The sequence below is a fragment of the Pseudomonas sp. NPDC089534 genome, assembly GCF_044749305.1.
GTDB lineage: Bacteria > Pseudomonadota > Gammaproteobacteria > Pseudomonadales > Pseudomonadaceae > Aquipseudomonas > Aquipseudomonas ekonensis.
Window position 1 is genome coordinate 14,318 of the sequence record NZ_JBIVHR010000001.1, and the last position, 15,153, is coordinate 29,470.

Genomic DNA, 15,153 nt, shown 5'->3' on the forward strand with positions numbered 1-15,153 from the left:
CAGAAAGCGTAATGCCTTGATCGGAACAGTATGGGTTGGCAGAGCCAAGCAGATGGTCTCGGGGGTGACCAAAGGCTCATTACTCAGCCAAGCAGACGCGCTATCATCTCGCCATTAGCTCAATGGGGCCTCCTTGATCGGGCGTTCGCCTGCATCCCCCAGGGCCGCTGACAAGGAACGTTGCACATGGACGAGTTCGCCCAACACGTCACCCCACAAGAAGAACCTAAGCCTAAAGAGCTCAAGATCCTCGCCACTTTGGTATCGAAGCTGAACTTGGCGGACTTCCAGAACGCAATCCCGGTTATCCATGAGTTGCGGCTCTCGAATGAAACGAGTGAGCGTCATGTCAACGCGATCCTTACCCTGACCTCTTCACCGGAAGTCTTCAAACCTAAGACTTGGCGTATAGAAGAAGTGGCAGCGGAGTCGTTCCGATCCATTCCAGGTCTCGATCTGGTGCTGGATGGTCCTCTTCTGAGCAGGCTTACCGAAGCCGAAATGTCTACGTTCTCTTTCGTCTTGGAAGCGGATTGCAAAGAAGCCGAAGACGGACGGCAAGTCATCTCCCGACTCGATCAAGTCGTTGAGCTACTCCCCCGAAACCAGTGGGGTGGATTAGGGCACATCCCGGATATGACGGCTGCGTTCGTTCAGCCTAACGACCCAGCCGTAGAGCGGCTGCTTAAGCAAGCTGCGGAGTTGATGCGTCTGAGCGAGAAGTCGCCTGCGTTGGATGGCTACAGCGGTGGCCCCAAGCGAGCATGGCAACTCGCCTCGGCTGCATGGGGCGCAGTTGCACGCATGAAACTGGATTACTCCCTGCCTCCGGCCAGCTTTGAGCAATTCGGCCAAAAGGTGCGAAGCCCTAGTCAAATTGCGGACTCCGGTTTGGCGACTTGTATGGATTTGACCCTATTCCTGTGTGCGGCATTGGAGCAGATCGGTCTCAATCCAGTGATCGTCTTTACCCGGGGCCATGCCTTTGCAGGTGTGTGGCTTAAGCCGGAGGAATTTACCACCACACTCATCGACGACGTTTCGACGGTTCGCAAAAGGGTGAAGCTCAAGGAGCTCGCTCTGTTTGAAACCACGCTGCTTACGCAGACATCGATTCCGACATTCGCCTACGCAGTGGAGCGTGGAGCCAAGCAGATCGAGGAGGAAGCGGAATCTGAGTTCGAGATGCTGCTAGATGTCCGGCGAGCCCGACTGCAACGCATCAAGCCCTTGGCCAGTTCCGAAGCTCAAATTGCCCGGGTCATGACAACCGAGCCGGACGATGAGCCGGTACTCCTGATTGAAGATGGCGACGATATCCCCGATGAGATTGTCAATGTTGAAGTCGAGGACATCACCAAGCTCAGCCCCAAAGACAGGTTGGAGCGGTGGCAGCGTAAGCTCCTTGATCTTTCGTTGCGTAACAACCTCCTCAACTTCAAGTACGGAAAGCGAGCCCTCAAGCTTGAGGCGCCGGATCCTGGAACTCTCGAGGACATTCTCGCTAGCGGACAGTCACTAAAGCTTCTGACGCGCCCAGACCTTATGGATGGTGCGGATCCACGTGAGAGGGAGCTGTATGAGCTGCGTGAGCGTGAGGATGTTCGTCGACGCCATGCAGAGGACGCACTGAAGCGGCGAGAGGTTTTCGTAGCGCTCACCCATCGCGAAATGGATGTGCGCTTGACCGAGCTCTATCGAGGAGCCCGTACCGCATTGCAAGAGGGCGGGGCCAACACGTTGTTCCTGGCCGTCGGCTTCTTGAAGTGGACGCGCGAAGACAAGGCCGGACAAAAATACAGTGCACCTTTGGTACTGATCCCGGTGAGCCTTGAGCGTAAAAGTGCACGATCCGGCTTTTCGATCGTGCTGCATGACGATGAGCCTTGCTTCAACCCGACACTGATCGAGATGCTTCGACAAGACTTTGAACTGGGTTTGGGAACGCTGGAGACTGAGCTGCCACGTGACGACTCGGGACTGGATATCGTTGGAATCTGGAGGCGCGTAGGCCATGCCATTAAGGACATTCCCGGATGGGAGCTGTCCGAGGATGTGACGTTGGCCATGTTCTCTTTCGCCAAGTACCTCATGTGGAAGGATTTGTCAGAGAACGCACATCACTTGCGGCAGAACTCTGTCGTGCAACACCTTCTCGATACCCCCAGGGACTCATTTGCATCCGGTACTCCGTTCCCGGACGCGAAGTTCCTGGATCGTGACTACGGCCCGGCAGATGTCTTCTGTCCGTTGCCTTCAGACTCATCCCAGCTCGCTGCGGTCATGGCTGCCGCCAAGGGCAAGGACTTCGTTCTGATCGGCCCTCCGGGCACCGGGAAGAGCCAGACGATTTCCAACATGATCGCCCAGTCGATCGCTCAGGGGCGGCGTGTATTGTTTGTCTCTGAAAAAATCGCTGCGTTGGATGTCGTCTATCGGCGCCTTCGCGAAATCGGACTTGGAGAATTCTGCCTCGAACTGCACTCCAGCAAGGCGCGTAAGGCTGATGTCTTGGCTCAGTTGCAGTCGGCTTGGGAAGCCAAGGGAGAGGTCGATGCAGATGCGTGGGAGGTTGAGTCGCAGCGTCTGGCTTCCATTCGAGACAGTTTGAACATCTATGTCGAGAGACTTCATAACCGATATCGGAACGGCTACACCGTCTACGACGCAATCGGAACCGTCACGTCCGGCACAGACGAGCCGATAGCGAACCTGAGCTGGATGTCTCCTGAATTTCATGACCAGAAGGCAATGCTGGAGATTCGCGAGATCGGCGACCGGTTGGAGGTCAACGCTCAAGAGGTTGGCTACGCCAACCTCGGCAGCCATGCGCTGTCCGGAATAGGGCAAACAGAATGGTCTCCGCATTGGAGGCAAGAGTTTGTTCAGGCGGCCCGTGATGTACTGCCTACGGTTCTTGAGGCTCAAAAGGCGGTCGACCGCTTCACTGAGCTGGCAGGGCTCCCCACAGTCCCTCATACACCTTTGGCTCTCGAAGGACTGTCGATGCTTTCCTCGGTGCTGCCAAATGCCGCCGGTCATGATTGGCGCTTTGTCTTGTTGCCCAATGCGCGATCCATTGCACAACGTCTGACGGAGGGGTGTAACCGGATCGAAGAGCACCGTGACCTGACTTCCAGACTGTCGGCGATCTGGTCTACCAGGGTAGGGGGAGAGGCCAAACGTGCGATGGATCTGTTGAGCCAACGCAGGTCGACCGTGGATTCCCTGACCCCTGTTTGGTCCTCAGCGGTGGTCGAGACGCTACAAGAGACACTTTCCAGGTTCTCGCATATCGTTGCGTTGACTGAACAGCTCTCTGTGACTTACACCGACTCGGTCGAAGCGCTCGATGTTGAAGGACTTCACCGGGATTGGCTCAAGGCTGGCGATGCCATCTGGCCTAAATCGTGGCTGGGCAAACGTCGTGTCACCGCTACCCTTGCCGCAGTGCAGGCCGCGCCGGGAGAGGCAGATGTCGGGAGAGACCTCTCGACCTGGATTGAGATCCGTGGTGTGCGCAAGTCGATTGACGAGCTGCAGCCTGGTGTTCAATGCGCAGACATCTGGCACGGATCGAAATCCGACCCTGGACATCTTTCAAGCGCCATAGCCCTTCAAGCCGCAGTGGCGAATCAGTTGGCCGAAGCTTCGTGGCATGACGAAGGCTTTGATGCCATTGAGCAAGGGCAACTTGGAGAGGCGCTGAAGGCTCAGCTTTCTCGCATGCGCGCAATTGTTCGTCTCGACAGTGAGCTGACGGGTTTCACTGAGCTCGGTGGCCATACCGACGATCTGTGGAAAGGCCTCGCTACGGACGTTGAGGTACTCACAGCAGCGTTGCGGTTCCAGGCCGAGCGACGAGACATTGAAGAGCGTGGCCGTCTAGCCGATGACCATGCTCTGGTGGAAGAGGGACGCTGCGGCGAAACCCTGAGGAATGATTACGGCCTCATCAAGAAGAGAGGCATCCTCGAGCGAGAGTTGGCTGATCTTTCTGATCTCCGAGACGCTGTGCCTCTTTGGAGTGACCTGAAGACGAAGGTGGACGATGCACGTCAGGCAGTGCTGTTCCAAGGTCAAGTCGCAACGGCCTTGACCAAACTGGCGGAAAACCCGGAGCAGATCGCCGCGTTCAAGGCACCGCTGAGTGCGCTGCTGGGCGATGGCAACGCTCTGCTTGAGCCTGAAGGATCCATTGCTCAGTCAGGGATAGCCCTTCGTGAAAAGCTCAAGCAAGTAGAGGCTCGATCGGCTCACTTGATTGCTGTGGGCCAGTTCACTGAGAAAACAGTGACCGCGAACTCAGAACAGTCTCTCGAAGAGCTCAAGCAGAGCTGTGAGCTGATGATTGCCTCTGAGCCCCGTCTGAAAGCGTGGTGCGCCTGGCGTAAAGTCCGGGATGAGGCGTATGCGGTTGGCTTGGCTCCAATTGTGGAGGCGATGGAAAGCGGAGCCATCACCACCGGCAAGGTACGTCGCGTGCTTGAAGTGAACTATGCGCGTTGGTGGCTCAACGCGACGGTCGACAACGAAGCAGTCATCCGGACCTTTGTCAGCGCAGAGCACGAACAGCGCATCCGTGACTTCCGAATCCTCGATGACAAATTCATCGCGTTGACCCGTGACTGGCTGCGTGCGCGCCTTTGCTCTGAGCTCCCGAGTCAAGAGAGCGTAACCCGCTCATCGGAGTGGGGCTTGTTACGTCATGAGATGAACAAAAAGACCAGGCACATGCCGCTGCGCGAGCTGATGAGCCAGGCACCAGGTGCCTTGACCAAGCTCACGCCTTGCCTGTTGATGAGCCCGCTCTCGATCGCTCAATACTTGCCGTCGGACACGACACCGTTCGATCTGGTGATCTTCGACGAAGCCTCTCAGATCCCTGTATGGGATGCGATTGGCGCTATGGCTCGCGGTCGTCAGGTTGTCATGGTCGGTGACCCGAAACAGCTGCCTCCGACGTCGTTCTTCGGTAGGGCCGAGTCCACATCGGACGACGAGGACACTGAGGCGGATCTGGAAAGCATCCTGGACGAATGCATCAGTGCCAACCTCCCGACACGCAACCTCAACTGGCATTACCGCAGCCGCCATGAAAGCCTGATCGCATTCTCGAACCAGCGTTACTACAAATCGGAACTGGTGACATTTCCTTCGCCATTCACGGCGGACAAAGCAGTCAAGCTCCATCCGGTGGCGGGCATTTATGACAGAGGCGGTTCACGGACGAACCGCATCGAGGCCCAGGCGCTTGTCGCGCACCTGGTAGCCAGATTGAAATCTCCGGCGTTCCGCGAGTCTGGTCATACCGTAGGTGTCGTGACCTTCAATGGCGAACAACAAAAGCTCATCGAGGACTTGCTTGACGAGGCGTGCCGTAGAGACCCGTCACTCGATAGCTACTTCTCGGAATCGTTGCTTGAACCTGTTTTCGTGAAGAACCTTGAGAGTGTGCAGGGTGATGAACGAGACATCATTTACTTCTCGATCACCTTCGGAAAGGACGCGGCCGGCCATACCTCGATGAGCTTCGGCCCGATGAACGAGAAAGGTGGGGAGCGTCGCTTGAACGTGGCCATCACTCGGGCACGTCAGGAACTTGTGGTGTTCTCGACAACCCGGCCTGAGCACATGGATCTTTCTCGAACCAAGAACGAAGGCGTGCGAGATCTGAAGCACTTCCTGGAATTCGCCGAACGCGGCCCGCAGGCTCTGGTTGAAGCCGATAGAGGCAGCGTGGGTGGCTTTGACAGCCCATTCGAGAAAGCCGTCGCGGCTGAACTCTCCAAGAAGGGCTGGCACGTGGTTACCCAGATCGGCGTATCGTCGTTCCGGGTCGACCTCGGCATCGTGCATCCAGATGCACCCGGTCGATTCCTCGCCGGTGTGGAATGCGACGGCGCAACCTATCACCGTAGCGCCACGGCCCGGGATCGGGACAAACTGCGTGAGTTCGTTTTGCGTGGGTTGGGCTGGGAGGTTGTCCGGATCTGGTCGACCGATTGGTGGATCGATGCTGCTGGAACTGCGGAGAAGGTTCATCAGAAACTCATGGCGTTGCTCGATATTTCGCGCAAGAAACAGGCCGAAATCGATGCAGCAGAGGAAGCGGAGCGACTTAAAGCTGACGCTGCGGTCGCCGAGGTCATCGAGTTGGTTGAACAAGTTCAGCAAGTGGTACCGGCTGAGGAAACCGTTTCCGTTGCCAATGATCCATCGGGCGGTTTCCAGGAGCTGCAGTATGCGAAAGCAGCTGTCGTTGACGTGGTTCCCGAGTACGTAGCCCATAAACCGGCGGATTATCCGGTCTATCGAGAAACAGATCCTGCCCAGGCGGTGGAAGGCGTAAGCCCCGATCATTTCTTCGATGCGGCTTATACGCCGACTCTGCAGAGCATGATCACCCATGTCATAAACGTGGAAGGCCCTGTGCTGGACAGCGTTTTGGCGCGACGCATTGCGCGTGCGCATGGTTGGGTGCGCACAGGTGCACGTATCCGCGATCGTGTTGATCAGGTGGCACGCGCTCACTTCCGATCTCATGAAGAGCAGCAGTTGGGTACGTTTTTCTGGCCGTCGAGCCTCGCGCCAGATGCTACGGCCACATTCCGCCGGCCCGGGGACGATGATTCCGTGCGCAGCCTTGCAGAAATTTGCCTTCAGGAACTATCCGCTCTGGTCGAAGAGATGGAGACAATAGGGCATGAGGCTGAGGCGCTGATCTATGCAGTGGCTAAGGAGGCGGGTGTGACGAAGCTTGCGCACGCGGGCCGTCTGCGCATCGAAAAAGCTATCCGTCATCGCAAAGAGACCTAGTCCGAAATGCCCAGAGCCTGGCTTTCCAGGCTCTGGGTTATGGGCAGTCAGTTGCTCAGCGGCGCCCCAAACCCGCCAGCACCTGGCTCAACCCCTCCCGATAGGTCGTCACCCTGAACTCCGGAAAACGCCGCTTGAACTTCGAGGAATCGAACAGGTTGTCGTGCTCGTACCGCGGCAGCAGCTCGCGCAGTTCGCGCACTGGCTTGGCGATCAGGCCGACGGCGGTCAGCGTCCATTTGCCGAGCACCTTGTAGGTCGGCTCCCTGCCGATGATGCCGGACGCCAGCGCCACGAATTGCTTGTAGGTCAGGCGGTCGTCGTCGCAGGGCAGGTGCCAGGTCTGGCCGTAGGTGTCCGGCGCGTTCCCCAGCGCGGCCAGGGCACGGCTGGCGTCCGGGGTCCAGATCAGCGTGCGCTTCGTATCGTCCCGCACGGGCACGCGGGGCGTCTTGCCGGCCTTGAGGCTGTCGAGGATCAGGGCGTTGGTGAAGCTCTGGGTCTTGCCCGGTCCATAGAACTCCGGGGCGCGGCCGATGACGACGGGGATGTCGCCCCGCTGCATTTCCCGAAGGACCATGGACGCCATCTGCGCGCGCACCCGGCCTTTGCGGCCGACCGGCTCGAACGGAGCGTCTTCGGTCAGCACGCGGGCATCCTGCGGGTACATGTAGGTGTTGTCGAAGTACACGAACTTCGCACCGGCGGCGCTGGCCGCGTCGAGTGCGTTTTGCAGCATCACGGGGAACTGGGTTTCCCACACTCGCGTATCCGGCGGCAGGCCGGCGGTGAAGTAAACGATGCTGCTGCCTTTCACCGCGTTGGCCGCTTGTTCGGCATCCAACAGGTCGGCCGGCACCAAGGTGTCGGAGTCATTGACCTTGAGGGGCTTGCGGCTGACGAGCCGGATGTCTTGCGTATGGGTTCGGTGCAGTTCGCGGGCCAGCTCCATGGCGATCTGGCCGGTTGCTCCCAGGACGGTTTGCATGGTGTTTCCTATGAAGATTGAGGGTGCCGAGTCGGAGTGGTGTGCACCCTAAGATTAAAGCTGCCTTTAAGGTCAAGCGCATTCTTTGCGCGGCGGCGGGTAAACCCTGGAGCCCGACGGGCGGATTTTTCGCAGGACGCCTAAAGTTCGGACGGGCCCGGCAGAAAACTCGTAGGCATCGCCGGGCGCTCCTGTCACGGTGATCGACCCCTTCGGTTTGCAGACTCCCGCCGCCATGAATGCCTTGCTGCTGTCACCCCACCTGATCGGTACCAACATCCTGATCGCCAGCGCCATCATTTGCCTGGCGCTGTGGTACTACTCGCGGCCCCATCCGGGACCAGGCCTTTGGACGTGCGGTGTCCTGCTGGTGACGGTGGGCCAGTACCTGGCGCAGGGCACCGCCTATACGGCCTCGCTGCCCTACAACGTGTTGTGCCACAGCTTGCTGACCGCCGGGGAAACGGTGCTGGTCATCGGCGTGTTCCGATTCCTGGGCCGCCCCACACCCTGGTGGCTGATACCGGTGACCTTCCTGGCGGCGGCGCCCTGGTGGCTGTGGCACTGGCTGCTGCAGCCGCTGGAGCCCGGTGACGTGGTGGCCCTGTACGCGTTCCTCAGCGCCTTCGTCCGGGGGATGGCCTGCCATGCGCTGCTGCGGCTGCCGGGCGACCGTCGGCTGCACAGCGCGCGGATCTTCGCCGCGCTGATGTTCGGCCTGCTGGCCTTGAGCGCCGCCGGCAGCGGGGTGCTCGGTCTGTTCGAGGGCCTGTCGCAGAGCGAGGGCCGGCAAGACGTCGAGCCGGCCGCCGAAATGCTCGCCTACAACGTCGGTTATCCGTTGTGGATCCTGTGCCTGTTCGGCCTGACGCTGCTGAGCCTGCGGCGCTTTCTGCTGGCGGCCCAGAGCAGTGCGGTGCGCTTCGAGCGCCTGATGAACATCACCAGCGCCGCCGTGGTGATCGTGCGCGACGGCCGGATCGTCGATGCCAACCCGGTGCTCAAGCACCTGTTCGACTGCCCGCGGGAATTTCTGTACGAGCGTCCGCTGGAGGAGCTGTTCGAAACCGACGAAGACTTGCAGAAACAGCTGCGCCGCTGCGACGGTGTGGCGCTGGACCGGGTGGCGGTGCGCTGCGACGGCAGCCGGTTCGCTGCGGAACTGACGCTCGCCGCCCTCGACGATGGCACCCAGGTGGCGGAGATCCGCGACGTCAGCGGCCGCAAATCCCTGGAGCAGGAACTGCGCCGAACCGCCGCGCGGGACGCGTTGACCGGCGCCCTCAACCGCCGCGCCTTCATCGAGCAAGCTCAGCTTGAGCTGGCCAAAACCCGCCAACAAGGCCGTCCGGCGTGCCTGGCGATGTTCGACATCGATCACTTCAAACGCGTCAACGACACCCACGGCCACCTGGTGGGCGACCAAGCGCTGAAGGCGTTCAGCGCCGTGTGCGAAAGCCATGTCCGCCGCACGGACCTGTTTGCCCGCTATGGCGGCGAGGAGTTCGTGCTGTTGCTGCCGCAGACCGACCGTGAACAGGCCTTGGCCTTGCTGGAGCGCCTGCGCGAGACCTGGAGCCAGCACCGGTTGCCGGTGCCCGGCGGCGAGCTGGCGTCGACCGTCAGCATCGGCATGGTGCAGCTCGACGGCGACGCTTCCCTGGAGCATTGGGTCAGCCTGGCCGACCAGGCCCTGTACCGGGCCAAGCATGAGGGGCGCAACCGCACGCGGGTGCATGCGGCGGAGTGAGCCCTCCATGCCCCATCACTGCACGGACCGCAATCGTCGCCACAACGTGGTCCGGCTGATGCCGAGCCGGCGCGCCGCTTCATCGAGGTTGCCCTGACAGCTGTCCAGCGTCTCCTGCACGTGCCGCAGTTGCGCGGCCTTGCCGATCATCTGCAGGTCCGATTCCCGTGAAGACGCTTTCGGGGCCGGCGTCAGGGGCGGGCCTTCGCACAGTTCGGGCAGCACGCGGGCCAGGTAATGCTCGTCCAGGCCGTGGTCGTGCAGCAGTTCGCGGGCGGAGAGCATCGCCCGTTCGATCACGTTCTCCAGTTCCCGGACATTGCCCGGCCAGGCATAACGGCTCAGGTGCGGGAGCAGGGCGGTCGGGATGTCGGCTGCCCCCGGCGGTTGGCCCTGGACCAACAGGCGCTGGCTGATGCCTCGGCAGATCAGGGCGATGTCCTCTGGCCGTTCGCGCAACGGTGTGGTCTGCAAGCGCAGGATGTTGAGCCGGTAGTAGAGGTCGCTGCGAAAGTCGCCGTCGTCCATGGCGGTGCGCAGGTTCTGGTGGGTGGCGGCGATGATCCGCACGTCGATGGAGATCGGCTCGGTGCCGCCCAGGCGCAGTACCTCGCGCTCTTGCAGCACGCGCAGAAGGCGGGTCTGCAACGACACCGGCATGTCGCCGATCTCGTCGAGAAACAGGGTGCCGCGGTGCGCCGCTTCGAACAGGCCGGGCTTGCCGCCCTTGCGCGAACCGCTGAACGCGCCTTCCTCGTAGCCGAACAGTTCGCTCTCCAGCAGCGATTCCGGAAATGCCGCGCAGTTGATGCCGACAAACGGGCCCTGACGGCGGGGGCTCTCGTTGTGGATGCCCTGGGCCAGCAGTTCCTTGCCGGTGCCGCTTTCGCCGGTGATCAGGATCGTCGAGTGGCTGGCGGCGAAGCGTTTGGCCAATTGCAGCATGTCGCGGTTGGCCTGGCTGTTGCCGGCCAGTTGCTCAAGCCGATAGCGGGCCGTGAACGCCCCCGGACGGCGGGTGGAGCGGATGCGCTGGTCGGCGCGCTGCACGGCGGTGATGTCCTGGCAGGTCAGGACCAGGCCGGTGCGCTCGCCGTTCTCAAGGATCGGCAACAGGTTGCTGACTACCGCATGGGAACCGAGCCGGATCACCCGGTTTTCCTCGCCGCTGCCGTCCTGCAAGGCCTGCGGCAGGTCCAGCTCGGGGCACAGCTGCTGCAAGGGCCGGCCCAGCGCTTCGCCGGCCGGCAGGTCGAGCAAGTGGGCAAGGGCCGGGTTGAGCGACTGCACCACGCCTTGGTTGTCGACCGCCGCCACGCCGGTGGGGATGTGTTGCAGCACGGCGTTCAAGTGGCGGCGCTTGGCGATCTCGATGCGTTGGCTGTCGAGGATGCCGAGGGCTTCTTCCAGTGCCTTGCGCACGGTGTCCTCGCTCAGCGACAGCACGCCGTGCAGGCCGGCCTGGAGCGCCAGTTCCACCACCGTCGACGAACCGATGATGCTGCGGCAGCCCAACCGGGCTGCGTGTTCGACCGCTTGGCGGGCTTCCTCCAGTGAGGTGTAGGCGGCCTGGTGAACCTGCACGGTGAACAGCGCGTTCATGGCTTGCAGGTCATGGTTGATGCTGTTGTAGCTGAGCAGGGCCACCTGCGGGGAGTGTTCGCGGGCGCGCCCCAGCGCCCGCAGCAGGTCATCGCCGCCGACGTGCATCGTCAGCACCGGCCGCGCCAGGTGCTTGCGCAGGTAGGCGGCCGTGGCGCCGGCGCAGACGAACACGTCGGCTTCGCCGCGCTGCTCCAGCTCCCGGGCGGTTTGCAGCGCTTCGGACACCGAGGTGTCGAGCACTTCGATGTGGGTGTCGGGGTAATCCCCGGTGAGCCCGGCCACTACCTGGGCGAGGCGGCTGCGTTGCCGGGGGCGTTGCAGGTGGCTGATCAGCACGACGACCTTGGAGGCGGGGGAGTGCATGGCGAGACCTGTTCAGGAGTGAAATGTCCCAATACTGAACCAAATCATTTCAGGTGTGAAACGTCCGCGCTGTTCATGCCCCGCCGCAATAGATCCCAAATGCCCGAACGGCGTGGCTCCCAGACCATCGCAGCAAAGTTGGCCCAGGCATTGCTCTAGGTGACTCGACAACTTTAAAAAGTGCAGACGGGGCCTTTGGATCCATGAGCAGTTCCCTAAACAAGCATTCGGCCGATGAGGCGTTCGCGACCAAGACCGAGAAAGGTAATCTGGTCAACTTCATCCGCCAGCAATCCGAAGCGACCCGGGTGGTCATCGAGACCCGCAAACGCCTGAGCGGCGGCGCCATCCAGGAAAACTGGCTGCTTGAATTGCAGGTCGAGGGCGGCCCATGGGCCGGCGCGCGGCGTTGGGTGTTGCGCAGCGATGCGCTCTCGGCGTTGCCGGCCAGCCTTGGTCGCGAACAGGAGTTCGCCGTGCTGCAAGCGGTGCACCAGGCCGGGGTGAAAGTGCCGCGGCCGCTTTGGCTGTGCCGTGACACGGGCGTCCATGGGCGGGTGTTCTTCCTGATGGAACATGTGCCGGGCATTGCGGCCGGACGCCAGCTCAGCGCCGACGCGGGCCCCCAGGGCCGGACGCGGTTGGCCGCTCAACTCGGCGCCAACCTGGCGCGTCTGCATCAGCTTCGCCCGCCGTGTCCGGCGCTGGCGTTCCTGCCGGTGCCGGAGGCGTCGCCGGCCCTGAGCACCGTCAGCGCCTATCGCCGTTACCTCGACACCCTCGACGAGGCCTATCCGGTTCTGGAGTGGGGCCTGCGTTGGTGCGAGCTCAACGCGCCGCGCAGCACGAACCTTTGCTTGCTGCACCGTGACTACCGCACGGGCAACTACCTGGCCAGCGAACAAGGGCTGGAGGCGGTGCTGGATTGGGAGTTCACCGGGTGGGGCGACCCCTGCGAGGACCTCGGCTGGTTCACCGCCCGTTGCTGGCGCTTCACCCGGCCGGACCTGGAGGCGGGCGGCATCGGCCGGCTCGACGACTTTCTGGCCGGCTACCACTCGGTTTCGCCGCTGCGCATCGAACCCGGCCAACTGCATTACTGGCAGGTCATGGCGACATTGCGCTGGGCCGTGATCGCCCTGCAGCAAGGCCAACGCCACCTGTCCGGCGAAGAGCCTTCCCTTGAGCTTGCGCTGACCGCACGCCTGCTGCCGGAGCTTGAGCTCGACATCCTGGACCTGACCTGCGGAGACGCGCCATGACCCAGCCGAACGCCCATGAACTGCTGGAGATCGCCCGCCGGACCCTGCTGGAACAGTTGCTGCCGACGCTGTCCGGGGAACTGCGTTACCCGGCGCTGATGATCGCCAATGCCATGGCCATCGCCGCCCGCGAGAACCGTCTGCAAGCCGAGGCTCGCTGTCAGGAGCTGGCGTTGCTGAGCGTGCTGACCGGCGACACCGGGGTGCCGCTGCACGAGGCCCGCCGGCACCTCGCCCAAGACATCCGCCAGGGCCGTCACGACGCTGCGCACAGCCAGCGCGCGCTGACCGAGGCCTTGCGCCAGGTGACGCTCACCCGACTGGCGATCAGCAATCCCAAAGCCGTGCCGTGATCGCAGCGCTTGCCCCCATTCCCCGACTGCCAAGAAAAAAGAAGGATAACCATGAACTTCACCCTCCCGGACGAGCTGCTCGAACTGCAGCGCAAAACCCGCGAATTCATCGCCGAGCAGGTCATTCCGTTCGAGAACGACCCGCGCCAGGGCGCCCATGGCCCCAGCGACGCCCTGCGTCTGGAGCTGCAGGCCCGCGCCCGGTCCGCCGGCCTGCTGACGCCCCACGCCAGCCTTGAGATGGGCGGTCTGGGCCTGAGCCATGTGGCCAAGGCGATCGTGTTCGAGGAGGCGGGGTATTCGCCGCTGGGCCCGGTGGCGCTGAACATCCATGCCCCGGACGAAGGCAACATCCACCTGATGGACGTGGTGGCCACCGACGCGCAGAAGGACCGCTGGCTGCGGCCCTTGGTGCAGGGGCACGTGCGTTCCTGCTTCGCCATGACCGAACCGGCGCCGGGCTCGGGCTCCGACCCTTCGATGCTGCGCACCACCGCCACCCGCGACGGCGACGATTACCTGATCAATGGCCGCAAATGGCTGATCACCGGGGCCGAGGGCGCCGGGTTCGCTATCATCATGGCGCGCATGGAGGACGGCACCGCGACCATGTTCCTCACCGACATGCAGCGCGAAGGGATCGTCCACGAACGTCAGCTGGACTCGCTGGACAGCTGCTTCACCGGCGGCCACGGACAGTTGCGCTTCGACAACCTGCGCGTGCCGGCGAGCGACGTGCTGGGGGAGATCGGCAAAGGTTTCCGTTACGCCCAGGTGCGCCTGGCGCCGGCACGCCTGACCCATTGCATGCGCTGGCTGGGCGCCGCACGGCGCGCCCATGACATCGCCTGCGACTACGCACGGACTCGGGAAACCTTCGGCAAACCGTTGGGCGAACACCAGGGCGTCGGTTTCATGCTGGCCGACAACCTGATGGATCTGCACGTGGTGCGCCTGGCGGTCTGGCACTGCGCCTGGGTGCTGGATGAGGGCGGGCGCGGCAACGTCGACTCCAGCATGACCAAAGTGATCAGCGCCGAAGCGCTGTGGCGGGTGGTGGACCGTTGCGTGCAGATCCTGGGCGGGCGCGGGGTCACCGGGGAGACCGTGGTGGAACGGATCTTCCGCGACATCCGCCCGTTCCGCATCTACGACGGCCCGAGCGAAGTGCACCGCATGAGCCTGGCGAAGAAACTGCTCGACCAACGCCTGGGGGATCGGTGATGCAACCCTCTATTGCCCGATTGTTCGACCTTGAGGGGCGTCGTGCCCTGGTCACCGGTGCCTCCAGCGGCCTCGGCCGCCATTTCGCGATGACGTTGGCTGCCGCCGGCGCCGAAGTGATCGTGACGGCCCGGCGCCTTGAGCCGTTGCAGACGCTGGTGGAAGCGATCGAGGCGGCCGGCGGGCGGGCCCGGGCCTTCGCCCTCGACGTGACCTGCCGCGATGACGTCTGCCGGGTGCTCGATGCCGCCGGGCCGCTGGATGTGCTGGTCAACAACGCCGGGGTCAGCGACAGCCAGCCCTTGCTGGACTGCGACGACCAGGCCTGGGACCGCGTGCTGGACACCAACCTCAAGGGCGCCTGGACGGTGGCCCAGGAAAGCGCCCGGCGGATGATCGCCGCCGGGCAGGGCGGCAGCCTGATCAACGTCACCTCGATTCTCGCCAGCCGGGTGGCGGGGGCCATTGCGCCGTATGTGGCGGCCAAGGCCGGCCTGGCCCACCTGACCCGCGCGATGGCCCTGGAGCTGGCGCGCCATGGGATCCGCGTGAACGCCTTGGCGCCGGGGTACGTGATGACCGATCTGAACGAGGACTTCCTCACCAGCGAGGCCGGCGAAAAGCTGCGCCTGCGCATTCCCGGCCGCCGTTTCAGCCAGCCGCAGGACCTGGACGGCGCCTTGCTGCTGCTCGCCAGCGATGCCGGCCGGGCCATGAGCGGCGCCGAAATCGTGGTCGACGCAGGGCACCTGTGCAGCAGCCTGTGAGGCGCCCGAACGCAAGAACAAC

Annotated in this window: 8 protein-coding genes; 6 read left to right on the forward strand and 2 right to left on the reverse strand. The window is 62.7% G+C overall.

Annotation, left to right across the window (positions count from 1 at the left end):
- Positions 1–186 precede the first annotated feature (186 nt).
- Positions 187–6,819, forward strand: coding sequence for a DUF3320 domain-containing protein (locus ACIP0B_RS00065; protein ID WP_400828692.1), 6,633 nt, complete (start codon positions 187–189; stop codon positions 6,817–6,819).
- Positions 6,820–6,874: 55 nt separating this feature from the next.
- Here the strand turns inward: ACIP0B_RS00065 and ACIP0B_RS00070 are convergent, their stop codons facing one another.
- Positions 6,875–7,807: an NAD-dependent epimerase/dehydratase family protein gene (locus ACIP0B_RS00070; protein WP_400828694.1), complete on the reverse strand. Its 933-nt coding sequence runs from the start codon at positions 7,805–7,807 to the stop codon at positions 6,875–6,877.
- Positions 7,808–8,042: 235 nt separating this feature from the next.
- On the opposite strand from ACIP0B_RS00070, the gene ACIP0B_RS00075 reads away from it, so the two are divergent.
- Complete coding sequence (locus ACIP0B_RS00075) at positions 8,043–9,557, forward strand: GGDEF domain-containing protein (RefSeq protein ID WP_400828696.1); 1,515 nt, start codon at positions 8,043–8,045, stop codon at positions 9,555–9,557.
- A gap of 15 nt (positions 9,558–9,572) precedes the next feature.
- Here the strand turns inward: ACIP0B_RS00075 and prpR are convergent, their stop codons facing one another.
- On the reverse strand, positions 9,573–11,525 hold the full coding sequence (gene prpR, locus ACIP0B_RS00080; protein ID WP_400828698.1) for a propionate catabolism operon regulatory protein PrpR: 1,953 nt from the start codon (positions 11,523–11,525) through the stop codon (positions 9,573–9,575).
- A gap of 203 nt (positions 11,526–11,728) precedes the next feature.
- Between prpR and ACIP0B_RS00085 the strand changes: the two genes are divergently transcribed.
- The 4 genes from ACIP0B_RS00085 to ACIP0B_RS00100 are packed head-to-tail and all read left to right on the forward strand — an operon-like array spanning position 11,729 to position 15,131.
- On the forward strand, positions 11,729–12,787 hold the full coding sequence (locus ACIP0B_RS00085; RefSeq protein ID WP_400828700.1) for a phosphotransferase family protein: 1,059 nt from the start codon (positions 11,729–11,731) through the stop codon (positions 12,785–12,787).
- Positions 12,784–13,140, forward strand: a complete 357-nt coding sequence (locus ACIP0B_RS00090; RefSeq protein ID WP_400828701.1) for a DUF6285 domain-containing protein — start codon at positions 12,784–12,786, stop codon at positions 13,138–13,140. The genes ACIP0B_RS00085 and ACIP0B_RS00090 overlap by 4 nt, the downstream gene beginning before the upstream one ends.
- A 51-nt stretch (positions 13,141–13,191) precedes the next feature.
- On the forward strand, positions 13,192–14,364 hold the full coding sequence (locus ACIP0B_RS00095; protein WP_400828703.1) for an acyl-CoA dehydrogenase family protein: 1,173 nt from the start codon (positions 13,192–13,194) through the stop codon (positions 14,362–14,364).
- Positions 14,364–15,131, forward strand: coding sequence for an SDR family NAD(P)-dependent oxidoreductase (locus ACIP0B_RS00100; RefSeq protein WP_400828705.1), 768 nt, complete (start codon positions 14,364–14,366; stop codon positions 15,129–15,131). Before ACIP0B_RS00095 ends, ACIP0B_RS00100 begins: the two co-directional genes overlap by 1 nt.
- Positions 15,132–15,153 lie beyond the last annotated feature (22 nt).